This is a genomic window from Cupriavidus sp. MPR-AND1C (genome assembly GCF_058809705.1).
Genome location: NZ_JBXASU010000089.1, coordinates 1 through 22470 on the forward strand (window position 1 = coordinate 1; position 22470 = coordinate 22470).

The window sequence follows — 22470 nt, forward strand, 5'->3', positions numbered from 1 at the left end:
GCGTATGCATTTATGCAAATATAGAAAAATGCACCCATATTAATCACATTTAGCAGTCCGCTATAAGAAAATGCGTCAATTACGTCCACAGACGATCCACTCGAAAAACCGGCCACCAATGCGTTTGCAACAATCAGAAATAAGAAAAACAAAAAATACTTCGCGAGCGGCGTATATGGGCGCCTATCGCGGCTTAATATTGAACGAAATGCGAATGCGATCGCCAGGCCCCAAAGACAGTAATTTAGGATCGAAAAATATAACTGACCGGTACCTCTGCCGTAAATCGTGCCCTCGGCATCAATCTCTCCATATGTGGATCCGGAAAAAGCCACCAAGACACCAAGCATTAGATACACAGATATTTTGGGGCGGCAAACGGAAAAAACTACCCATCCGATCCAGGTCAAGACGGCCAATAAAAAAAATAAACTATTCACCACTGGCCCCTAATCTCGGCAAAATACCTTACCAATTTTATCTCGCAATACATGAAAAATCCCCCCCCCGCGGCTGAGACCTTACCTGGCAAACACCCCAAAAAAAATCAGCAACATCTATCTACTGAACGTAGCAACGTAGTTTTTATTTGAACCATGCCATCACGCTACCGGAATGTTCTTTATTTTTTTATTGATCTATTACAGCCGACCATCCACATCTCCTTTATCAAACATGCCTTTGATATCGTAGATTATGGCGCGGCCATTCGCCAGGCTGCGCAGGCCTTCAATGCCAAGCTTCCTGAATTCATCGTGACCAACGGCCACTACCAATGCGTCGTACTTACTAGGAGCTGGAAGGTCTGGAAGCACAGACACGCCATACTCATCTTCAACCTCCGCGCTGTTGACGTGAGGATCGTAGATGTCCACCTGTGACCCGTAAGTCTGCAACTCGCGTACCAAATCAATCACACGGGTATTGCGAATATCCGGACAGTCTTCCTTGAAGGTGAAGCCCATGACCAGCACCTTGGCACTAGCGACGGCGTGACCTTTCTTGATTAGCAGTTTCACCACCTCTGCCGCCACATGGTGGCCCATCGCATCGTTGATTCGCCGGCATGCCAACAGAATGTCTGGATAATAGCCAACGGATTGCGCCTTTTGGATCAGATAGTACGGGTCCACTCCGATGCAGTGGCCGCCGACCAATCCGGGCTTAAAGGGCAGAAAATTCCATTTGGTGCCAGCTGCTTCCAGAACTTCATGCGTGTCGATACCCAGTCGCTGGAAGATAAGTGCAAACTCATTGACGACTGCGATGCTGACATCCCGCTGGGTGTTCTCAATAACTTTGGACGCTTCAGCCACCTTCAGACTGCTAGCCTTGTGGGTTCCCGCCGTAATGATGCGACGATACAGGGCATCGACAAACTCTGCCGCCTCAGGCGTCGAGCCTGACGTAACTTTCAGAATGGTCGACAGTCTCCGCTGTTTATCACCCGGGTTGATGCGCTCAGGGCTATAGCCCACGGTGAAGTCCACGTTGAATTTAAGACCTGACGCCCGCTCTAGCTCAGGAATGCAGATTTCTTCGGTGGCGCCTGGGTATACGGTAGATTCATAAATTACCACATCGCCTCGTTTCAGAACTCGGCCCACAGTGCGACTGGCGCTTATCAGCGGATTGAAATCAGGCCGCTTGTTGTTGTCCACCGGCGTAGGCACGGTGACGACGTAAACATTGCAAGCTGCCAAAGCCGCGGGGTCGGTCGAGTACTTCAGTCGCGTGGCGAGCGCTAACTCTTCAGGTGTAGTTTCCAGCGTGTGATCTTGGCCGGCGCATAGATCCTTAACGCGTTGGGTATCGATGTCAAAGCCGAGAGTATCGAACTGCTTGGAGAACTCTACAGCCAAAGGCAAACCCACGTACCCCAATCCGATGATGGCAATGTGAATGGGATCGTCGTTCATGTAAAGTCGCATCGTTGCATCCTTATTCCACACTCACGGAAACCGTGTACCCGTGCGCCTTAAGCAGCGCGTGTTGTTTAGCCTGTGCCAGATCATGGACCACCATCTCCCTGCACATTTCCTGCGCGGTGATTTCAGGGGTCCAATGTAGTTTTATCTTGGCCTTTGTGGGATCACCCAGCAGGGTTTCTACTTCCGCGGGACGGAAGTAGCGGGGATCGATCTTGACGATGGGTTTTCCGTTCCAGTAGCCGACTTCATCAACGCCGTGCCCTTCCCAGCGCAACTGCATGTCCAGTTCGGCTGCGGTCCACTCGATGAACTGACGCACGCTGTATTGCACGCCGGTGGCGATAACGAAGTCTTCAGGTTTTTCTTGCTGCAGCATCAACCACTGCATGCGCACGTAGTCCTTGGCATGGCCCCAATCGCGCAGAGCATCGATGTTGCCCATGTAGAGACACTCTTCCAAACCCTGGTGGATATTGGCCAGTCCACGTGTAATTTTTCGCGTGACGAAAGTTTCACCCCGGCGCGGGCTTTCATGGTTGAAGAGGATGCCATTGCACGCGTACATGCCATAGGCCTCACGATAATTCACTGTGATCCAGTACGCGTAGAGCTTCGCCACGGCGTAAGGGCTGCGCGGATAAAACGGGGTCGTTTCCTTTTGCGGGCTTTCCTGCACTAGGCCGTACAATTCACTGGTACTGGCTTGGTAGAAGCGGGTTTTCCTTTCCATGCCGAGAATGCGAATAGCTTCTAGGATGCGCAGGGTGCCCATGCCATCTACATCGGCGGTGTATTCCGGGCTGTCGAAACTAACCGCCACGTGGCTTTGCGCGCCAAGGTTGTAGATCTCATCCGGCTGCGTTTGTTGAATGATGCGCACGAGATTACTGGTGTCGCTCAGGTCGCCGTAGTGCAGCTTGAATCGGGAGTCCTCTATGTGGGGATCCTGATAGATGTGGTCAACCCGATCTGTGTTGAAGCTGGACGCACGGCGCTTGATGCCGTGCACGGTGTAGCCTTTTTCCAGCAGGAATTCAGCGAGGTAAGAACCATCCTGGCCGGTGATGCCGGTGATCAGGGCAACTTTTTTTGACGTCATGACGATTTGCTTTCTTGGAAATCAACAGTGGCTTATTGGCGGAACGGTGCAGCCGCGTAGGCCAGCCTCACTCCGTCTCGCAGAGCGGTGCGGGCCGTCCAGCCCAGCGATGTCAAGCGGCCAACATCCAACAGCTTGCGAGGTGTGCCGTCAGGTTTGCTTGCGTCATAGACAATGCTGCCTTGGAATCCCACGACCTCCATCACGGTTTCGGCCAACTCGCTGATGGTCACATCCTGACCTGTGCCGATGTTGACCAATGGGCCGTCGTAGCCTTCGTTCATCAGGTGCACACACGCGTCGGCGAGGTCGTCCACATAGAGAAATTCGCGGCGGGGGCTGCCCGTACCCCAGACGACGTACTCACTGTCGCCGCGCAGTCGTGCTTCATGTGCCTTGCGGATCAAAGCGGGGAGCACATGGCTGTTGGCTAGGTCATAGTTATCGTTGGCGCCGTACAGATTTGTAGGCATAACACTCACGTACTGGCGACCATGCTGCCGGTTGTAACTTTCACAGAGCTTGATGCCGGCGATCTTCGCGATCGCGTAGGGCTCGTTTGTCTGCTCCAGCGGTCCCGTCAGCAGATATTCTTCCTTGATTGGCTGCGGACAGTCTCGCGGATAGATGCAACTCGACCCTAGGAACATGAGGCGCTGCACACCGGCAAGATGGGCACCGTGGATCAGGTTGGCCTCGATCAGCAGGTTCTGATAGAGGAAATCGGCGCGGTAGATATTGTTGGCCTGGATGCCGCCAACCTTGGCTGCGGCCATGAAGATGTAGTCAGGTTTCTCAGTGGCCATGAAGGCGTGGACGGCCTGCTGGTCCAGCAGATCCAACTCAACGTGTGAGCGGGTCAGCACCCGGGTGTAGCCGTCGGCATGTAGGCGGCGCACGATAGCGCTGCCTACCATGCCGCGATGACCGGTGACGAAGATTTTTGCAGTTTTTTTCATGTTGACCGAGAGAGGGTTACTTGCTGGCGGCCATAGGTGTCATCAAACCGAACGATGTCGTCCTCGCCTAGGTAGGAACCCGATTGCACTTCGATAATCTCTAGCGGAATAGCACCGGGGTTAGCCAGCCGGTGCAATTCGCCAAGCGGGATGTAGGTGGACTGGTTTTCAGTGAGCAGGACGACTTTCTCACCACAAGTGACTTCGGCGGTGCCTTTCACAACGATCCAGTGCTCGGCGCGGTGGTAATGCATCTGCAGAGAGAGCTTGGCGCCAGGCTTTACCGTGATGCGTTTTACTTGGTAACGCTGGCCGCCATCTACCGAGTCATAGCTGCCCCATGGCCGGTAAACCTTGCGGTGATCTGCGGCTTCACTACGCCCCTGCTTGCGAACCATGTCCACGACCGCTTTGACGTCTTGGCACTGGTCCTTGTGTACTACCAGCACGGCGTCCGGAGTCTCGATCACCATCACGTTGTCGATTCCCGCAACGGCGACCAGCCGGCTTGAGGCATGCACCAGGCAATCCTTTGCGTTATGCATTAGGACATCACCAGTGGTAACGTTGCCGTCAGCTTGTTTCGTGCCCAGTTTCCACACGGCATCCCATGAACCAACATCGCTCCACTCGGCCGCAAAGGGCACCATGCGAGCTCTGCTGGTGTGCTCCATCACCGCATAGTCGATGGAGTTGCTCGGACATTGCTTGAAGGCTTCCTCGCACAGACGAAAGAAGTCCAGGTCGGTCTTCCCTCGCGCTACAGAATCGCGTACAGCGCGTAGTATTTCAGGCGAGAAGGCTTCCAGTTCCGCCAGGAACGCCGACGCTCGAAATAGGAAAATCCCGCTATTCCAGAAGTAGCCGCCATCAGTTAGGAACTGGGTGGCACGCGCCAATGAGGGCTTTTCTTCGAAGCGCGCAACTTCGTAGCTGTTGTCGATGCACAGCGCACCGGCTTTGATATAGCCGTACCCTGTTGCTGGCTCGGTGGGCAAAATGCCGAAGGTCACAATGGCCCCGTCCTGTGCCGCCGGCACGCCTTGCGTCACGATATTGCTGAAGGCGGCGGCGTCACGAATCAGATGGTCCGATGGCAGTAGCAACAGCAGCGGATCCTGACCTGACGCCAAAGCGTGCAGAGCTGCCGCTGCTGCGGCAGGTGCCGTGTTGCGCGAATGCGATTCCAGAATGAACGCTGCGTCGTCACTCCCTATCTCGCGGGCCTGCTCGGCTACCATGAAGCGATGCGCATGGTTCGTGATCAGCACAGGCGCGGCAATACCTTGTACCTCCCGTACGCGCAGCAAGGTGTCTTGCAGCAGTGAACGATTACCCAGGAGGTTGAGGAACTGCTTCGGGTAACTTTCACGCGACAGTGGCCAAAGGCGCGCCCCGGATCCTCCACACAGAACGACGGGAATGATGACGGGTGGTGCTTCCATCCGAATTCTCCTTCTGCCAAATCAAAATTCGAGCAATGCCTACCCGCATCCGACTGACGTAGGTAGGCTCGCCGCCGGATGGCGGCAGCATGTCCCCTGCAAATGGAGAAGCCGGTCCGGAACCGGAACGGCGTCCGAGACGTCGAACGTCACAGCTAAAGTGGCTGACGGGAGGACCGGCGACCAAGGCCGGTCGGCGCAGGTCTAGCCCCGCCTCTCACTTGAGCTCTTCTGCCCCGTCCGCTGCCTACTCGCACTTGACCGGTCAGATGCCGGCCTAATCGTCGGAGATGAAACGTCCGACGCTGACCCTTCGGTAGGCGGTAGCTGGAGCTTGCTTACTTGGTCCCCGACGCTTTCTGCGCGATATCGTCTGGTGCGTAGCCGTAGTACGCATAGCGGTAGCGTCCATATTTCGACCCATATCCATAGCGATAGGCATTCGGGTCCAAGCCATTGAAGACCACACCGTTGACGTCCGCGTTGGCCTGGCGTAGTTGCTTCGCCGACTCCGTTACCTCGCCAATGGTTGTCTTCTCAAAACGGGTAACCAGGAAGACTGTGCCGCAGCGTGCAGCCAAAATCGCCGTATCAGAGACCGCGAGCACTGGGGGCGTGTCGATCAGGACCAGATCGTACTTTTCCCCCACTTCCTGCAGGAGCTTTATCATTCGTTCGTTCAGCAACAACTCTGCAGGGTTGGGCGGGAGGCTGCCAGTGCTGAGGAAATCTAGGTTCTCGAAGACGTTCTTGTGTACGGCTTGATCGAAGCTCGCCTTACCGATCAGGACATCGGACAGGCCGTTTGCCCGATCCTTGCCAAAGTATTGGTTCAGGTGACCCTTTCTCATGTCGGCGTCGACCAGCAGCACGCGCTTTCCGCCGGTTGCCATCACCACCGAGAGATTGGCGGAGATAAAGGACTTCCCAACGCCTGGGGTTGGTCCAGTCAGCAATACGCGGTTGTTGTCAGCATCGAGCATCGCAAACTGTAAGCCTGTGCGGAGACTGCGAAGGCTCTCGATAGAGGGTTCATTAGGGCTGCGATCCGCCAGCAAAAATTTTCCACGCTTACGTTGGCGGATCTCCTCTGTAAGCCCAACCTGGATCGCGGATAGTGGAACAGTGGCATATACATTCAAGCCGGTATGCTGTTCGATATCCTGGGAATCGGTTATACCGCCATACAGCGCATTTCGTATGAACGCGGCCATCACACCAACCATCAGTCCGAGAATGGCTGCTAGTGCAATAGCCACGCTTTTCTTTGGCTTAATCGGCTGCTCGGGAATGGGGGCGTTGTCGAGAAGGCGAACGTTACCGACCTTCCCTGCCTTCACCAGTTTAAGCTGCTGCATGTTGTTGAGCAGCCCCACGTAGAGGTCGTTGTTCACCTGGACATCGCGCATGAGACGCAGAGTGTCCTGTTCGAGGTTAGGGAAGGTCTTTAAGCGAGCTGCCATTCCCCCTACTTTTGCATTTAGCGTCGTGATTTGCTGGTCAAGCGCTTGAATGCTCGGGTGCGTCGCTGTAAATCGAGTGAGCAATTCAGTGCGCTTCTGCTTCAGCTCGAGCAGGCCCGTTTCCGCGGTTACACTCTCCTGCAGAAATGCCTTACCTTCCTCGCTCAGGTTAAAGGTATTTCGCTTGTTACGCATCTCGTTGTATTTGACTTCCGCACGCTCGAGTTCTGTCTTCAGTTGCGGCAGCAGATCGCCAAGGAAAACCAGGGATTTCTCTGCTTCGGCGGCCTTACGCTTAATGTTTTGAGCGACATATTCTTCGCCGATTTCGTTCAGGATGCTCGCGGTAAGAACCGGATTGGTGCCGTCAAGGGAGGCGCCGATGATGCCGCTCTGCTTACCCTTCTCGGCAATCTTGAGTTGGTCTTGCAATCGCTCAAGCGTCTGCAGCCGTGAAGCTCGCACCAAGTTAAAGATAACACCGGGCTTGGCCTTCAGATCAGTGACCAGTAACGAAATTCTCCCCACGTTTTGGTCCGCCCGCAAGAGTTCGCCTACACGCCCTTCTAGTGGCTTGTCGAGGCTACCTTGCTCAAGACGATATCGGCCGTCACCCAGGGCCACCAGATCGAACTTCTCTCCCTCCAGGGAATCTGGCACGTCGAACAGATCGACGTTGATTGATTCCTTCGCCCAGGCGTAGCCACCCAAGCCTAGCAAGCCTGGCTCAGAAAGCCCCTTCGCACGACTGGCGATCCATGCACCGACAAAGGGAAGGTACTTCGGTCGAGCTGAGATGTACAGGTGCAAATTATCAACGGCTTTCCCTACCACCATGCGCGACCGGATGATCTCGATTTCAGCAGTCGCCTCTGCCTTGACATCAAACAGGCTGGAGACATCGCCCAACAAACTCTTCGCGCTATTGGGATTGTCTTCGACCTGCACGAGGATATCGGCCTGGTAAACGGGACGAGCCAGGAACGCATAGGCGACACCAAGCGCGAGCACCACGCCTGCAATGGACGCAATCAGCCAGCGGCTGGCCAAGAGCACGTCCAGGTAGTGAACAAGATCGATCTCGTCTTCCGGAGGTCCGGTAACGGCGACTACAGGGGGGGTCTGGTTCATTGGCTCTACTGCGAATACTGTTAACGAAGCGCCTGGATGCGCGGCACCCAGGCTTCTACGCCGCGCTGAATCAGCTCCAGCGCGTTTTCAAAGGCGGGGAGTCCTTCGCGATACGGATCCGGCACGTCAAACTTGGCGAGTTCGCCGAGCCGGAACACCCGGCCCGTTGTTGCCGGATGTAAGCTTTGGATCTCCTGCCGCTGCGAGTTGTCCATCACTAGGATCAGATCAGCCTGCGTGGCGATGGCTCGGCTGAGCTGCCGCGCGCGATGGCTACTGATGTCCAGGCCAAGACCACTCATCAACGCAACCGCATGCGGATCGGGAGGCTGACCTACCAGCGCGCCCAGGCCCGCCGAGACCACGTTCGCCTCGGGCAATGCTTGCTTGAACAGCCCTTCCGCCATCGGGCTGCGGCAGATATTGCCGATGCACACCACGAGTACGGTCTTGATCATTTCAGGGTGTTGGCCGTGGAGTTGAGAAGAGTGCCGCTCGGAAGCAACTGATTGATCACACGGCTCCAGCGAACTACACCGGCTGCGTCGACATACACGACGTCTTTCGGCTTCAACTCGAACGATTCCGCCAGCGCCAAAGACACCGGCGACTTTCCGTCCAGGTGGAAAATCTGGGCATCGCCGTCATCGCTTTTGCGAATGACATAAAGCTCCTTGGCGTCGGCTGAGGTCGGATTCACACCGCCGGCTTCACCGATGGCTTCATTCAGTGTCAGGCGGCCATTGCGCGGGAGAACGACGGCGGGGCGCACGACTTCACCAGTGACAAACACCTTGCTGTCTTCGCGTTGTTCTACGCGCACGATGTCGCCGTTTCGCAGCATCACGCGGGTTGGATCAATGCCTTGTTGCAACAACGCTGGCAGATTGACGAAGTAGTTCTTTCCGACACGCGAAATCCGGATGCGGCTATTGTCGCCGGTCAACACATTGACCCCACCAGCACGGTTTATCGCCTCAACCAGCGTCATCGGCACATCGTCAATATTCTGCGGGCCGGGGGTCTTCACTTCGCCATCCAGGTAGACGCGCTTGCTGCGGAAGGCGAGCACGCGCACGGTAACCTGGGGCATGTTGACGACGCTCTTGAGCTTGGTGCTCAGTTCGCCGCGAATCTGGTCCGGTGTTTTGCCGAGAACAGTGAGCACGCCTGCATACGGAAACTGGATGGTGCCGGCGGGACTGACTACATATCCAGGTACATTGGCAGCACCACTGTAATTGGGGATCTCGTACGCGGAGCCGATCGAGTAGGTCTGCGTAGGAAACACCAGCTCAGGGTGATCCCACACCACGATGGAAAGAATGTCGCCAACGCCAACCGTATAGGCCTCAGGCTCACCAAACAATTCGCTCACCGATGCATTGGCGGGAGTGGCAGCAGCCTTCATAGCCCGCACCAACGCCGGCGTAATCTGCGTGACCTTGGGCACAGACTCGGGATCTTCCGGATCGAGCGGGCGCTGCGGGTCAAACCGCATCCCCGGCGCAAGTGCGCAGGATGCGAGAAGTGGAACCGTCCCCAGCAACAGCAACGCTCTACGGAAAGACAGAAGGCTTGAAAGCTTGAACACGTCTGAATAATTCCCTTGATACCCGAAAGGTCCGCACTCCTGGCCGTCTCCTGGCTTGGGATTGCTGCGACAAATCCGCTTGTCCAACATGGCACGCGGGCGGTGCCTTTCCGCTGCGATGACCTGCGGGCGGAGATGAACGTTGCGGCGGTGGCTTCTTGGTGCCTGCACGCTTTGCTCTTGCAGTGCATCACTGCGCGAAGACCGGCGAAGTGTATGGCTCTTGGGGGTAGATCTTCAAGGCAATGCGGCCGTTTTTGCCGTGTTTTCTATCCCTACTGAAGAGTGGACCCGACAAAGGGAGGGATGCCCCTAAAAGGGGTAATGCAGAAGAATTTAGTTTGTGTTCATGATGGAGATCCTTGCGTTTGCTGGCGCGTTGTCACCCGATTGGGCTATGCGTTTTTTGCGGTTTTATCGGGGTTTTTTGCGGTTTTCCGATTTTGCGTGTCGGGGTGGCGTGGGCTGCGGCGTGCGCATTTTGTCGTTGGATTGCAGCGGTCGCGCAACAGCCGCTGGTGACCTTGCCGGGCTTTCATTTCCCCACCAAGGTGGGGATCGGAAAACTGCGGGGGGACTTCCACAACAATGCGGATTCGTGCTTGCGCGGAGATGGATAGAAGACTGTTCAGCCAGATCTAAAACATCATGTTGTGATGCATTATTGCTGCGCTCTTTTGCGCATTGCCGATTGCTATGGCGGAGAAAAGGTCTCTCAGACTTTTGTGTGGGTATTGCATGCCGCTGCGCGTTGCCGGAGGCAAAGCGCTGGGTTTCTCTCCTCTCCCACCGCGCGGGAGAGGGGAGCTACGGCAGCGCTGGGGTTCGCCCAGCGCTGCATCGACCCACACAAAAATCAGATGAACCTGGAAATCAGATGAACCTAAAAAAAAGGGTGTAGGCGCGGGGAGTGCCTACACCCTATCGGGAATTAGCAAGGGGTCACGCTTGCTGATGCTGATTATTGGTGCACACGGCTATTGCGGTTACCCCGCTAAGGTAGGTGCCACGCTTAGGTGGGGATAAGAATGTGCTGTCGCCATCGATATGGCGTTGCCCGTGGTGGTCAGCCCCGACATTCTTACCCTGCGCCTGGGTGGGTCCTACCAAGGCAGGGTACCGACACTGCGTTTGCCTGATGAGAATGATGCGCTGTTGCGCTGGTTGTTACCTTGAAGGGCTGAAGCAGATGCTGGATTCAATCGATGGAAAGCTGGAGGCCGATGCGGCGGCATTTGCGTCGGGCGAGGCGTGGATCGAGGCGCATCTGACGCCGTCGGGCTGGGTGTATGGCAGCTACAAGGAGGAGAATGCGCACCCGGTGTTGATTCCGCCGCCCGGCGAGTCTGTGCTGACGGTGCGGCGGCACTATATAGTGAGCGGCGCGGCGACGCCCCGGCGGCTTAGCGAGATCCGGACGACGCGCGCGGATTCCGCCCGGGAGATCATTCGCTTGCTGGAGGCCTACGGCGAGCCGCATTTCAATATCAGGACGCGCCAGGTGCCGAGAGTCCCCGGCGTAACGTTCTGACTGGCGTTGCCTTGTTGCTTTGTTGCCTTGCCTCCCCGCGTGATCACGGCGCCTGCCGGCGCGGGTCATTGCCGACCTGGAGCCCCACCCCGCTCCCGAGCCCGACCTTAAGCGCCAGAACCTAGCCCGAAAGGATGACGGGCTAGGGCAAACGGGGCATTGACGGGCTGTGCCTGGGGGCTACCATCGGGTTAATCTGGCGCGATCTCCTTGGTTACGGCCTCTTGCGCCGGACGCGGCGCGCGAAGCGCCTCTGACTGCATACGTATACACTGCCGGTTCTCCGCAGGTGACAGGGTCCCGTGAGCGCCGGGCCAGGGGTGCGATTTTGCGGCGTGGCTTATAGCCTGCGCGGCCATAACAACGAGACAAGGCAGTAAGACGATGAAAGTTTCGACCACCAACGTTCTCAACGTCCTGGAGCAGGGCGAAATCACTGCTGTCCGGGATCTTGCGCGCTACATCTCGCATCCTCGCGCCTTTGTTCTGCTTCGCACTGCCTTTATCGCGATGGCCGCGGTGGCCGTGCTGTGCTTCGCAGCGAGTAGCTTCCATCTCGACGGCTTCGAGAACGTGGGGATTGGCGCGGCGGTGGTGGCCGCGCTGCTGCTGCTTGGGGAGCGCCGCTGGTTCGGTAACCGCGACGAGGTGGTGGTGCCGGCTGAGCTGCTTGCGGTGCTGCGCGGGCAGCTTCGCCAGGAGATGTTTGGCAAGCTGGAGGAGGTGGCGAGCCGCCTGACCCATGATGGCCCGGGGGATGGGGTGATCCGGGTTCGCACCTTGTGGCAGTTCCTGTCGGAATCCGTGGCCAGCGATACGCTCAAGCGCCGGGATGCTCGCCGGCCGACCAAGGAATCGCAAGCGGGCTGAGTTCCAGCACGCACAGACGGGGCGGCCGGGCCGCCCCTTATCAATGGAAGCGGGTGACGACCGACCCACCGCTATGCGTCGCCGCGCCCTTCCTCCCCATGCTCCGCCGCGAGTTCGCTCAGCACCAGTATTTCTTGCGCCAGTCCGGTCGCCAGTGAGAGCAGAGGGCCCTGGATGTCTGCGACCAGATCTCCGAATGTTCCGGCGGCGGCGCTGTCGCGGGTCATGAAGAGTAGCGCGTAGAGTTGTGCCGCTTTTTCGCCAGCGAGGCTCAGCGGGCTTTCGCATGGGGTATGGGCGGTCACGAACATGTCCGCGCCGGCATGTTCGGCAGTGACGCCGTAGCGGCTGTGCCTAAACATGGGCAGCCTCCGTCGCGGTGGCGTTCCGGTGTGCGTGGACGAGTGGATTAAGGCGGGTCAGGCGTTGCCCGGAATGGGCGAGTGAAGACAGGGGCATGAGAGTGCCTCCTACGTTAGCGAATCGAACTCCGCTCCCCGCTGCTATTCGGGGTGGGCGGGCGCAAGGCCGGGTAGCAGACCGGAACGTAAGTACCGGCGAGCCCGAAGGCTCCCCAGCCCAGGCCCGCCCGTAGGGGCGTGCGAGGGCACCGGACGTGAAAATCCCGCCTTGCGGCGGCCGTCCGCTTACGTTTTCGGGCTGCTATTCCCGGTCGCTGTTTTGCAGCGACCGGCAGAGTATACCTCCATATGTTCCTCCTGAAGCGCCGCAATAGCGTGCGGACCACGGCGGTGGTGACCCTCCGGGTGGTGCGCGCCGACGCCTGGATCACCGCGCCGGCCATGGTCTTGCTGCCGTGGTGAGCATGCCGGCGGGCAACCTTAGCCGATCAGTCTTTGGTAGGATTGCCAATCGCCACGGATTGGGAGGCGCACTGACGATGCCCCAGATCGACCTGAGAACGACAGTCCTCCTGTCAGCGGTGATGTCGGCCCTGATGTCGGTCGTGCTGTTGTCGGCGTATTACAGTTTTCCGCGCTCGATCAAGGGGATTGGGCGTTGGGTCAGCGGCTCGCTGCTGCTGATCGTTACGCCGGTGCTGTTCTGGTTGCGCGATATCGCCCCGGACTGGCTCTCCATCGTGGTGGCCAACTGTCTGGTGATGGCCGCCATGGCCCTGTGGATGCTCGCCGTGCAGGCGTTCTACGGACGGCCACAAACATGGCGGTGCGCTGCCGCGCTGACGGTGCTGGGCACACTGCTGCTGGCCTGGTATGTGTTTGGGCAGCCGAACTATGTGGCCCGGGTGACCATCGCGACCTTTGTCGTGGGGATCTTCTACTGCGTGCAATGCGTGGTGATCGTGCGCTACGGCGAGCGCCATTTCAGTACCTACTTCTTTGGTGCCCTGATGATCGCCCAGACGCTGGTGGTGTTGCTGCGTTTTGGCACCAGCCTGTTTGCCGGGATGACCGGGCAATCCTTTTTTGCTCCCGGCGACGCGATCCAGATCATTTACCTGAGTTCCAACACCCTGATGGACCTGGCCTTGTCGGCTGCCTTCATGCTGGTGATCACGCGGCGCCTGCATGTGGAGCTCGACGTGCTCTCCAGGACCGACCCGCTGACGCTGCTGCTGAACCGGCGCGCCTTGTATGCGGCCGGGCAGGAGGCGCTGGAGGGCATGGCGGAGGACGGCGGCGAGATGGCGTTGCTGTTGATCGACCTTGACCACTTCAAGCGCATCAACGACAGCATGGGGCATGCCGAGGGCGATCGGGTGCTGACGGCGTTCTCGTCCATGCTCAGGCGCGAACTGCCGCCGGGCGCCTACCCGGGGCGCTTCGGGGGCGAGGAGTTCCTGGTGCTGCTGCCGCGTACCGGCATGACGGGCGCGCTGGCGCTGGCCGAGCGCCTGCGGGCAACGTCGTCGCGTTTTTTTGGCGAGCGCGTTGCGGATCTCACCATCAGTATCGGCGTGGCGTGCCTGGAAAAATCGGAAACGCGCCTGGACGACGCCATCGGCCGCGCCGATCTTGCCCTGTACCGGGCCAAGAGCGCGGGCAGGAACCGGGTCGAGGCGGTGATGCAGGCGGCCTGAGGGGCCTGAGGGGACTAAGGGGCAGCCATCAGGCGAGCAGCCGGCCCAGCGTGGCTACCCCGATGGTGAGTGCGCCAAGCGCCAGGTTCAGGCCAACGGCCTGCCGGATGCGGCCCAGCGCGGCGCCGGCGGCCTTCCAGTCCTGCGCATCGACGCCGCGCCGCAGCGCCGCGTAGGGGCTGAAATATACGTAGGCAAAGATCCCGATCATGATCAGGCCAAGGCCGAACATGATGTGCCAGTGGACCGGCGCGGCGGCAAACCCTAACGCGCCGAGCATGGACGCGCCGCTGATGGCGATCAGGGCGACGGCGCCCCAGACCCAGGCCAGGAACCGCGCGAATACGGCGCGCCACAAGCGCAGCCGCTGCGGCGGCTCCAGCAGGGTGGCCGCAGCCGGGCGCAGGCAGGCATAGGCGAAGAACATGCCGCCCACCCAGAGCGTGACGCCGGCGATGTGCAGGAAGCGCAGGACAGGATCGAGGGTCATGGTTTTTTGGTTTTTTCGGACGACGGGGATGGGGGAATGGGCAGGCCCCAGCCGGCGAACCGCGGTGGGGATTGTCGGGGGAACTGTTGCGGGGACTGTCGGGCGACTGTTGGGGGAATGCTGCATTCTAGCCCCCGAAAGCCACTTGTGCCGGCATAAGTCACGCATGAGACACACATGCCAGAGCAATGCCGTCGGCATAAGCGGTGCGCTCCCCCGCTTCTGCTAACCTACCAGCCAGGTGAGTCGCTCGCGACAAGGGATAGGCAACCGGGACGGAAAAGCCAGGGTCAGGCTGGTCCGCAAAACCAAGAAAAAAATACTCATGCGGCACTCCTTAAAGTATCAGGTCGCCTTAGCCACGGCGCTCGTGGTGACATTTGTCATCGTGGCGCGCGCGCTGTTCTCCCAGTACTACGCGTTCCAGAGCCTGACGGCGCTGCGCCAGTCCCAGCAGGAAACGCTGGTCAAGCTGGTTGCCGAACAACTCGACGAGAAATTCGAGACGCGGGCGATCGCCCTGCGCCGCCTGGCGCGCCAGCTGGCGCCCATGCTTGGGCAGCCGCCCGCCGATCTGCGGCGCTTCGCCTCCCAGGCGATGTCGATGCCGCAGTTCTTCAATGCCGTGTTCCTGGCCTTGCCTGACGGCGACATGGTGTTCAGTACCGCCGTACCCGTGGGGCAACGCATCCACCTGTCGGACCGCGACTACTTCCGTGCGGTCGTCGACGGTTCGGAGTTTGCGGTGTCGGACCTGCTGCGGGGCAGGATGAGCGATTCGCCCGGCGTGGTGCTGGCCGTACCCCTGCGCGGCGCGGACGGCAAGCTGCTGGCGGTGGTTGGCGGCGTGTTGAATTTCTCCGAGAGCAACTTCCTTAGCGTGCTGGCGCACAGCCGGGTTGGCCTGACCGGCGGTTATTGCCTGGTCTCTTCCGGCACAAACCCGCGCTACGCCATGCACCCCGATCCTTCGAAGGTGATGATGCCGGCCAAGGCGCATGGCGAGACCTGCGGCGTTGGCGCGCCGCCCACCGGGTGGGAGCTCCTCAACCCGACGCAGCCCGTGGTGGCGCGCTACCTGCTCGAGTCCAATGGCTGGGAGGTGGTTTCGGTGCTCCCCGCCGCGGAGGCTTACGCCCCGCTGCTCGCGGCCCGCAACAAGACGATCATCGTCGGGGGCATGTCGCTGTTGCTGGCTGCGCTGCTGATGTGGCTGGTGATACGGCGCCTGCTGGCGCCGCTGGAGTTGCTGCACCGCGTGGTCAGCGAGGTGCCCAAGAATCCTGCCGCCCTGGCTGCGCTGCCAACCGGGGGCAATAACGAAATCGGCGAACTGGCCGCCACCTTTGGCGCGGTCATGCACCAGCTCTCCGAACGGGAAGCGGCGCTGAGCGCCGCCAAGGATTGCGCCGCCGAGAGCGAGAAGCGCATCGAGGCCATTGCCAACCATGTGCCCGACTTTGTCTCGTTCATCGACATGAACGAGCGCTATGTCTTTGTCAACGAGGCCTACGTGCAGCGGTTCAACCTGCCGGTGCAGCAGATTGTCGGGCTGACGATGCGCGAGCTTTGGGGCACCTCCGTCTACGTGGCATCGAAGCCTTACCTGGAGCAGGCCTACCTGGGCGCGTCGGTCACCTTCAGCCTGGAAGGCAAGGATAATGCCGAGTGCATGCAGGTTACGTACCAGCCCGCCTGGAATGACGGCAAGGACACGGTCCAGGGCCTGTACATGTTCGCGCGCAACGTGACCAGCGAGCGCCAGAAGATGCGCAGCCTGGAAGCGCAGACGCTCACGGACCACCTCACCGGCCTGCTGAACCGCAAGGGGTTCGACCGGCGCATGGCCGACGCCATGGCCCGGGCTGGCGCGAACCACGCCAGCGCCGCCCTGCTGCTGGTGGACGTCGACGATTTCAAGACCATCAACGACACGTTTGGGCACGCCGTTGGCGACCAGCTGCTGGCTTCCTTCGCCGAGCGGCTTTCGGCGTGCGTGCGCACCGGCGACGCCGTGGCCCGGATTGGCGGCGACGAGTTCGGCATCGTGCTGGACGACGCACTCAACGTCGCAACGCTGGAGCGCATCGCCCAGGCCATCGTGCATGCGGCCAGGCGAGCGCATTTCATCGATGGCCATACCATCGTGGCGACAGCCAGCGTGGGCATGGCCATCCATTACCCGGACGACGGCCAGACTGCGAACGAGCTCTTCATGCGTGCCGACATGGCGCTCTACGAAGCCAAGCGCGGCGGCAAGGCGCGCTACACACCGCCGCCTGCATCGAGCAACCGCGCCTAGCATCCATGCGCGACAATGCAACAACGCAACATCACAACATCACAACATCACAACATCACAACAACGCAGCAGCACATTCACCCTGAGGATGACCCTGTGACCGACCCGATCCTGATCCGCCCCGCCGAGCCAAGCGATTTCGAAGCATGGAAAGTGCTATGGGATGGCTACAACGCCTTCTATGGACGCAAGGCGGAGACGGCGCTGCCGGCAGAGATCACCCGCATGACGTGGTCGCGCTTCTTCGATGCTTACGAGCCCATGCACGCGCTGGTGGCGGAGCGCTCCGGCGAGTTGCTGGGCCTGGTGCATTACCTGTTTCACCGCAGCACCATCCAGATCGGCCCGAGCTGCTACCTGCAGGATCTCTTTACGTCGGAGGCGGCGCGTGGCGCTGGCGTGGGCCGCGCGTTGATCGAGGCGGTCTACCAGCGCGCCGAAGCCGCCGGGGCGAAGCGGGTCTACTGGCAAACGCACGAGACCAACGCAACGGCGATGAAGCTCTATGACAAGGTTGCGGAGAACTCGGGGTTCGTGGTTTATCGCAAGCCGGTTTAGCCAGGTTAGCCGGTTTAGCCGGTTTAGCCAGTCGAATGGCTAATGGGATAAGGAAGGATCCGAACGCCACCGTGCGCGGGGAACCTGGTTGAACAGGCCCCGCGACCGGCTATTAGAGAAAACCCTCTAACCGCTTGACAATTTGTACCAACCTGTAACGAAAGACCCATTTTATGGGTCCTGTTATCCACAAATACTGTGGATAACAGGCACCTCGCTTCCCGCCAACCGGCTTGCAGCCGCCAATCCGGTCGGACTGCCTATTGTTTCAGCAACTTGAAGGTTTTGTGGCACATCCATGGCATGGATGCCAGCGGCCGTCGGTGTGGCCCCGCACGATTTCCCCTCGTTATCGATCACATGCGGCGCTCCGCGCGTGCCGCATGAAGGTTTGCACCCGCAGCTTGCTGCTTGCTGCTTGCTGCTTGCTGCTTGCTGCTTGCTGCTTGCTGGTACTTCGACCGCTACTGCAGGAAGTCGCCGTAGCGAGCGCGGATCTCTTCGAGATTGGCGAGCGTGCCGGATAGATGCCGGCGCAGGCTGGCCTGGGCGGCGTCGGGGTCGCCGCTGGCGATCGCATCGGCGATGGCAGTGTGATCCGCCACGACCGCGTTGGCCTTGCCGGCGATCGGCAAATGCAGGCGGCGCAGGCGGTCCAGGTGGCCACTCTGGCGGCGCACCAGCATCCAAAGGTCCGGCACGCGGGCGGCCTCGTATAGCTGGCGGTGAAAGGCCTGGTCGAACAGGGAGAACTCGGCGAAGTCCTGGGCGGCCAGCATGGCCTGCTGGCGCGCCACGATCAGGCGCAGCCGCTCCACCAGCGCGGGGTCCGGTGCCTCGGCCAGCGTGCGCACGATTTCCACTTCCACGGAGCGCCGCAGGAAATGCGCCTGCTGGGCCAGCGCGATGCTGATGGGGCTGACCACCGTGGCGTGCTGCGGGAAGATATCGACCAGCCCTTCCTCGGCGAGCCGCATCAGGGCATCGCGCACCGGTGTCTGGCTGATGCCGTACTGCGCGGCGAGATCCGTGCGCGACAGCACCGTGCCGGGGGGCAACGTCATGGCGATGATCATGTCCCGCATATGCTCGAACACCTGCGGCGCGGCATGCCGGGTGCGGTCGAACTGGAATTGAATCTGCGGGGCGGTCAAGGTGGCTTCCATCAGGCTGTCTGGTTTCACTGCACAGGCGTGTCTTATCACGCATAAGGACGCTGCATTGCGTCTCATGGCAGCAGTTTAATGGAAAGGTTTACGGTTTGACACACTAATATATTAGTGCTTTAATCATGCCGACGATATCAGATGTCGTACCTCTACTGCCAGGTTCTGGCGCCGGAGGTCCGGCCCAATGACAACATCCGTGGAAGAGACAACATGACGTCACGCAAGAAGACGCCCGAGACCCTGCGCAGCGCGCGCTGGTTCGCCCCCGATGACCTGCGCTCCTCCGGGCACCGCTCGCGCATCATGCAGATGGGCTACTCGCCCGACGAATGGCTGGACCGCCCGATCATCGCGATCATCAACACGTGGTCCGACATCAATCCCTGCCACTCCCACTTCAAGCAGCGCGTCGACGACGTCAAGCGCGGCATCCTGCAGGCCGGCGGCTTCCCCATCGAGCTCCCCGCCATCTCGCTGTCGGAAAGCGCGGTCAAGCCGACCACCATGCTGTACCGGAACATGCTGGCGATGGAAGCGGAGGAACTGATCCGCTCCCACCCCATCGACGGCGCGGTGCTGATGGGCGGCTGCGACAAGACCACGCCCGGCTTGCTGATGGGCGCGTCGAGCGCAGGCGTGCCGGCCATCTACGTGCCGGCCGGCCCGATGCTGCGCGGCAACTGGAAGGGCAATGTGCTGGGTTCCGGCTCCGACGCCTGGAAGTTCTGGGACGAGCGCCGCGCCGGCAATATCAGCAAGACCGAGTGGATCGGCATCGAGGGCGGCATCGCCCGCAGCCACGGCACCTGCATGACGATGGGCACGGCCAGCACCATGACCGCGATTGCCGAGGCCATCGGCATGACGCTGCCGGGCGCCTCGTCGATCCCCGCTGCCGATGCCAACCATATCCGCATGTGCTCCGAGGCCGGACGGCGCATCGTGGACATGGTGTGGGAGGACCTGACCCCGCAACGGATCCAGACGCGCGCCTCGTTTGAAAACGCCATCGCCGTGGCCATGGCGATGGGCTGCTCCACCAACGCCATCATCCACGTGATCGCCATGGCGCGCCGCGCCGGGCATGACATCGGGCTGGAGGATTTCGACAAGACCAGCCGCCACGTGCCGGTGATCGCCAATATCCGGCCCAGCGGCGACAAGTACCTGATGGAGGATTTCTTCTACGCTGGCGGCCTGCCCGCGCTGATGAACCGCATCGGCGACAAGCTGAACCTGGATGCGCTGACCGTCACCGGGCGCACGCTGGGCGAGAACATCGCGGGCGCCGAGGTCTACAACGACGACGTGATCCGCACCAAGGAGAACGCGCTGTACCAGGAGGGCGCGCTGGCCGTGCTCAAGGGCAATATCGCGCCCGACGGTTGCGTGATCAAGCCCAGCGCCTGCGAGAAACGGTTTTTCAAGCACACCGGCCCGGCGCTGGTGTTCGACGACTATCCGTCGATGAAGGAAGCGGTGGAGCGCGATGATCTCGACGTTACCGCCGACCACATCCTGATCCTGCGCAACGCCGGCCCGCAAGGCGGCCCGGGCATGCCGGAATGGGGCATGCTGCCCATCCCCAAGAAGCTGGTCCAGCAAGGCGTGCGGGACATGCTGCGCATGTCGGACGCGCGCATGAGCGGCACCAGCTACGGCGCCTGCATCCTGCACGTGTCGCCCGAATCGTATATCGGCGGCCCGTTCGCGCTGGTGCGCACCGGCGACATGATCTCGGTCGATATCGACCGCCGCAGCATCCACCTGGAAGTGTCCGACGAAGAGCTGGCGCGCCGCAAGGCGGCGTGGACGCCGCCGCCGCCGCGCTTCGGGCGCGGCTATGGCTGGATGTTCTCCAAGCATATCCGGCAAGCCAATGACGGCTGCGACTTCGACTTCCTGCAAACCGACTTCGGCGCGCCCACGGGCGAGCCCAGCATCTACTGATCACCGAATCCGCTCATCGACTCCGGACCCGCCATGACCGATACGACCCAAGCCAGCAAACTCAGCCAGCAAACCATCGACCAGTTCAAGAGCGTCAGCACCGCCACGTTGTGCACGGCGCTGTTCAAGCGCGGCCTGCGCAACCAGTTCATCCAGGACGTGCATCCGCTTAATCCCGAGCACGGCAACATGGTTGGCGAGGCCTTCACGCTGCGCTACATCCCGGCGCGCGAGGACCTGAACCCGATCTCGGTGTTCCTGGACCCGAACCATCCGCAACGCCAGGCGGTTGAGCAGTGCCCATCCGGCGCGGTGCTGGTGATCGACAGCCGCAAGGACGCGCGCGCGGCCTCCGCCGGCTCGATCCTGATCACGCGCCTGATGCAGCGCGGCGCGGCTGGCGTCGTCACGGATGGCGGCTTTCGCGATTCGCCGGAGATTGCGCGGCTGGCCATGCCGGCGTATCACCATCGCCCCTCCGCGCCGACCAACCTGACGCTGCACCAGGCCATCGAGATCAACGGCCCCATCGGCTGCGGCGACGTGGCGGTGTTCCCGGGCGACGTGGTGGTGGGCGATGCCGAAGGCGTGATCATCGTGCCGCGCCACCTGGCCGAGGAAATCGCGGCGGAAGCGGTGGAGATGACCGCGTTCGAAGACTTTGTCACGGAGGAGGTGATGAAGGGCCGCTCGATCATCGGCCTGTATCCGCCGACCCAGGAGCAAAGCCGGCTGGACTTTGCCGCCTGGCGCGAAGCCAAGGGCCGCTGAGCCGCGCCGCCTGCCGGACGGGGCAAGCCTTGGGCAAGCCTCGGGCAAGCCAAAAACAAGCCGCAAACAAACCACAAACAAGCACATGAGCCAGCCGGCTCCCGACGCAGGGGGCAAGGCGGCCACGGATGGAGACAAGATGCATCACAACAAGCGAGGCGCGCTGCGCCGTGTCGCCGCCATCGGCATGCTGGGCGCCGCCGGCGCCCTGTTCCTGTTCGGTACCGGCGCGCAGGCCGAGGACAAATGGCCGTCGCGCCCGATCACCTGGGTGGTGCCGTTCGCGGCGGGCGGCTCCACCGATATCGTCGCCCGCACCATCGGGCAGGAAGTCTCGAAGGCGTTGGGCCAGCCGGTGGTGGTCGAGAACCGGCCCGGTGCGGCCGGCGCGGTGGGCGCGGGCTACGTGGCACGCGCGAAGGCGGATGGCTACACGCTGTTTGGCGGCACCATCAGCACGCATGCCATCAACGCGAGCCTGTACAAGAATCTCTCGTACGACCCGGTCAGGGATTTCGAGCCGGTCTGCCTGATCGCCTACGTGCCCAATGTGCTGATGGTCGACGCCAAGCTGCCGATCAACAACGTGAAGGAGCTGATCGCCTATGCGAAGAGTCATCCGGGCCTGAGCTTCGCGTCGTCGGGCGCGGGCACTTCGACGCATCTGGCGGGCGAGCTGTTTGCCGACATGATCAAGGTGCCGATGACCCACGTGCCTTACAAGGGCAGCCCGCAGGCGATCCAGGACGTGGCCGCCGGCCTCGTTCCCTTTCTCTTCGACCAGCTGACCGCGGGCGACGCCATGATCAAGGCCGGCAAGCTGCGCGCGCTGGCCGTGACCTCGCCCAAGCGCTCCGCGCTGGCGCCCAACGTGCCGACCATGGCCGAGGCCGGCGTGCCGGGCTTCGAGATGGTGTCGTGGCAGGCGCTGTACGCGCCGCACGGCACGCCGAAGGATGTGGTGCAGCGCCTGAACGCCGAAGTGGTGCGCGCGCTGAAGCAGCCCGCCGTGCAACAACGGATGACCCAGCAACTGGGCATGGAAGTGGTGGGCAGCAGCCCTGCGGAGCTCGCGGCGTTCATGGGCAAGGAGATCCCGCGCTGGGCCGAGCTGGTGAAGAAGTCGGGGGCGACAGCCAACTAAT

At 60.7% G+C, this 22470-nt stretch carries 19 protein-coding genes; 8 read left to right on the plus strand and 11 right to left on the minus strand.

Annotated elements, in window-relative coordinates:
- The 8 genes from AC1RWI_RS31145 to AC1RWI_RS31180 form a co-directional block, all read right to left on the minus strand.
- A partial coding sequence (locus tag AC1RWI_RS31145) for a hypothetical protein (RefSeq protein WP_492870233.1) occupies positions 1 to 440 on the minus strand: 440 nt, incomplete at its 3' end.
- Between the two features lie 201 nt (positions 441 to 641).
- Positions 642 to 1919: a nucleotide sugar dehydrogenase gene (locus AC1RWI_RS31150; protein ID WP_492870234.1), complete on the minus strand. Its 1278-nt coding sequence runs from the start codon at positions 1917 to 1919 to the stop codon at positions 642 to 644.
- A gap of 22 nt (positions 1920 to 1941) precedes the next feature.
- Entirely contained in the window at positions 1942 to 3030 is a 1089-nt protein-coding gene (gmd, locus tag AC1RWI_RS31155) for a GDP-mannose 4,6-dehydratase (RefSeq protein WP_492870235.1), read from the minus strand.
- Positions 3031 to 3062: 32 nt separating this feature from the next.
- On the minus strand, positions 3063 to 3989 hold the full coding sequence (locus AC1RWI_RS31160; protein ID WP_492870236.1) for a GDP-L-fucose synthase family protein: 927 nt from the start codon (positions 3987 to 3989) through the stop codon (positions 3063 to 3065).
- Positions 3986 to 5434, minus strand: coding sequence for a mannose-1-phosphate guanylyltransferase/mannose-6-phosphate isomerase (locus AC1RWI_RS31165; protein ID WP_492870238.1), 1449 nt, complete (start codon positions 5432 to 5434; stop codon positions 3986 to 3988). The genes AC1RWI_RS31160 and AC1RWI_RS31165 overlap by 4 nt, the downstream gene beginning before the upstream one ends.
- 338 nt (positions 5435 to 5772) lie before the next feature.
- Complete coding sequence (locus tag AC1RWI_RS31170; RefSeq protein ID WP_492870239.1) at positions 5773 to 8028, minus strand: polysaccharide biosynthesis tyrosine autokinase; 2256 nt, start codon at positions 8026 to 8028, stop codon at positions 5773 to 5775.
- A 20-nt stretch (positions 8029 to 8048) separates the two neighbouring features.
- Positions 8049 to 8486, minus strand: a complete 438-nt coding sequence (locus AC1RWI_RS31175; protein WP_492870240.1) for a low molecular weight protein-tyrosine-phosphatase — start codon at positions 8484 to 8486, stop codon at positions 8049 to 8051.
- On the minus strand, positions 8483 to 9622 hold the full coding sequence (locus AC1RWI_RS31180; RefSeq protein WP_492870242.1) for a polysaccharide biosynthesis/export family protein: 1140 nt from the start codon (positions 9620 to 9622) through the stop codon (positions 8483 to 8485). Before AC1RWI_RS31180 ends, AC1RWI_RS31175 begins: the two co-directional genes overlap by 4 nt.
- Before the next feature lie 1189 nt (positions 9623 to 10811).
- On the opposite strand from AC1RWI_RS31180, the gene AC1RWI_RS31185 reads away from it, so the two are divergent.
- Both AC1RWI_RS31185 and AC1RWI_RS31190 read left to right on the plus strand, forming a co-directional pair.
- Positions 10812 to 11153 carry a hypothetical protein gene (locus AC1RWI_RS31185; protein WP_043356234.1) on the plus strand — a complete coding sequence of 114 codons (342 nt, stop codon included), beginning with the start codon at positions 10812 to 10814 and terminating at the stop codon, positions 11151 to 11153.
- Positions 11154 to 11537: 384 nt separating this feature from the next.
- Positions 11538 to 12023, plus strand: coding sequence for a hypothetical protein (locus tag AC1RWI_RS31190; protein ID WP_043356235.1), 486 nt, complete (start codon positions 11538 to 11540; stop codon positions 12021 to 12023).
- 71 nt (positions 12024 to 12094) lie between these two features.
- On the opposite strand, the gene AC1RWI_RS31195 is transcribed toward AC1RWI_RS31190, so the two are convergent.
- Positions 12095 to 12385, minus strand: coding sequence for a hypothetical protein (locus tag AC1RWI_RS31195; protein WP_492870243.1), 291 nt, complete (start codon positions 12383 to 12385; stop codon positions 12095 to 12097).
- Positions 12386 to 12924: 539 nt separating this feature from the next.
- Here AC1RWI_RS31195 and AC1RWI_RS31200 point away from each other — a divergent pair.
- Positions 12925 to 14085 (plus strand): GGDEF domain-containing protein, encoded by a 1161-nt coding sequence (locus AC1RWI_RS31200; protein ID WP_492870244.1) that lies wholly within the window; start codon positions 12925 to 12927, stop codon positions 14083 to 14085.
- A 28-nt stretch (positions 14086 to 14113) separates the two neighbouring features.
- On the opposite strand, the gene AC1RWI_RS31205 is transcribed toward AC1RWI_RS31200, so the two are convergent.
- Entirely contained in the window at positions 14114 to 14575 is a 462-nt protein-coding gene (locus tag AC1RWI_RS31205) for a CopD family protein (RefSeq protein WP_492870245.1), read from the minus strand.
- A gap of 325 nt (positions 14576 to 14900) precedes the next feature.
- Between AC1RWI_RS31205 and AC1RWI_RS31210 the strand changes: the two genes are divergently transcribed.
- Both AC1RWI_RS31210 and AC1RWI_RS31215 read left to right on the plus strand, forming a co-directional pair.
- Positions 14901 to 16877 carry a sensor domain-containing diguanylate cyclase gene (locus AC1RWI_RS31210; RefSeq protein ID WP_492870246.1) on the plus strand — a complete coding sequence of 659 codons (1977 nt, stop codon included), beginning with the start codon at positions 14901 to 14903 and terminating at the stop codon, positions 16875 to 16877.
- Positions 16878 to 16973: 96 nt separating this feature from the next.
- Positions 16974 to 17435, plus strand: a complete 462-nt coding sequence (locus tag AC1RWI_RS31215; protein WP_492870248.1) for a GNAT family N-acetyltransferase — start codon at positions 16974 to 16976, stop codon at positions 17433 to 17435.
- Positions 17436 to 17899: 464 nt separating this feature from the next.
- Here AC1RWI_RS31215 and AC1RWI_RS31220 read toward each other — a convergent pair whose 3' ends face one another.
- Complete coding sequence (locus tag AC1RWI_RS31220) at positions 17900 to 18601, minus strand: GntR family transcriptional regulator (RefSeq protein WP_043356249.1); 702 nt, start codon at positions 18599 to 18601, stop codon at positions 17900 to 17902.
- 213 nt (positions 18602 to 18814) lie between these two features.
- Here AC1RWI_RS31220 and araD point away from each other — a divergent pair, with 213 nt between their 5' ends.
- From araD to AC1RWI_RS31235, 3 genes are all read left to right on the plus strand, one after another.
- A complete protein-coding gene (gene araD, locus AC1RWI_RS31225) occupies positions 18815 to 20554 on the plus strand; it encodes an L-arabinonate dehydratase (protein WP_492870249.1) in 1740 nt (579 codons plus the stop codon).
- A gap of 33 nt (positions 20555 to 20587) precedes the next feature.
- Positions 20588 to 21325: a ribonuclease activity regulator RraA gene (locus tag AC1RWI_RS31230; protein WP_043356252.1), complete on the plus strand. Its 738-nt coding sequence runs from the start codon at positions 20588 to 20590 to the stop codon at positions 21323 to 21325.
- A gap of 139 nt (positions 21326 to 21464) precedes the next feature.
- On the plus strand, positions 21465 to 22469 hold the full coding sequence (locus AC1RWI_RS31235) for a Bug family tripartite tricarboxylate transporter substrate binding protein (protein ID WP_492870251.1): 1005 nt from the start codon (positions 21465 to 21467) through the stop codon (positions 22467 to 22469).
- Position 22470: the final 1 nt, after the last annotated feature.

Excerpts from the sequence above, each read along its gene's own strand:
- AC1RWI_RS31150 (WP_492870234.1), bottom strand. The coding sequence starts at position 1,919 with ATGAACGACGATCCCATTCACATTGCCATCATCGGATTGGGGTACGTG.
- gmd (WP_492870235.1), bottom strand. The coding sequence starts at position 3,030 with ATGACGTCAAAAAAAGTTGCCCTGATCACCGGCATCACCGGCCAGGAT.
- AC1RWI_RS31160 (WP_492870236.1), bottom strand. The coding sequence starts at position 3,989 with ATGAAAAAAACTGCAAAAATCTTCGTCACCGGTCATCGCGGCATGGTA.
- AC1RWI_RS31165 (WP_492870238.1), bottom strand. The coding sequence starts at position 5,434 with ATGGAAGCACCACCCGTCATCATTCCCGTCGTTCTGTGTGGAGGATCC.
- AC1RWI_RS31170 (WP_492870239.1), bottom strand. The coding sequence starts at position 8,028 with ATGAACCAGACCCCCCCTGTAGTCGCCGTTACCGGACCTCCGGAAGAC.
- AC1RWI_RS31175 (WP_492870240.1), bottom strand. The coding sequence starts at position 8,486 with ATGATCAAGACCGTACTCGTGGTGTGCATCGGCAATATCTGCCGCAGC.
- AC1RWI_RS31185 (WP_043356234.1), top strand. The coding sequence starts at position 10,812 with ATGCTGGATTCAATCGATGGAAAGCTGGAGGCCGATGCGGCGGCATTT.
- AC1RWI_RS31190 (WP_043356235.1), top strand. The coding sequence starts at position 11,538 with ATGAAAGTTTCGACCACCAACGTTCTCAACGTCCTGGAGCAGGGCGAA.
- AC1RWI_RS31195 (WP_492870243.1), bottom strand. The coding sequence starts at position 12,385 with ATGTTTAGGCACAGCCGCTACGGCGTCACTGCCGAACATGCCGGCGCG.
- AC1RWI_RS31200 (WP_492870244.1), top strand. The coding sequence starts at position 12,925 with ATGCCCCAGATCGACCTGAGAACGACAGTCCTCCTGTCAGCGGTGATG.
- AC1RWI_RS31205 (WP_492870245.1), bottom strand. The coding sequence starts at position 14,575 with ATGACCCTCGATCCTGTCCTGCGCTTCCTGCACATCGCCGGCGTCACG.
- AC1RWI_RS31210 (WP_492870246.1), top strand. The coding sequence starts at position 14,901 with ATGCGGCACTCCTTAAAGTATCAGGTCGCCTTAGCCACGGCGCTCGTG.
- AC1RWI_RS31220 (WP_043356249.1), bottom strand. The coding sequence starts at position 18,601 with ATGGAAGCCACCTTGACCGCCCCGCAGATTCAATTCCAGTTCGACCGC.
- araD (WP_492870249.1), top strand. The coding sequence starts at position 18,815 with ATGACGTCACGCAAGAAGACGCCCGAGACCCTGCGCAGCGCGCGCTGG.
- AC1RWI_RS31230 (WP_043356252.1), top strand. The coding sequence starts at position 20,588 with ATGACCGATACGACCCAAGCCAGCAAACTCAGCCAGCAAACCATCGAC.
- AC1RWI_RS31235 (WP_492870251.1), top strand. The coding sequence starts at position 21,465 with ATGCATCACAACAAGCGAGGCGCGCTGCGCCGTGTCGCCGCCATCGGC.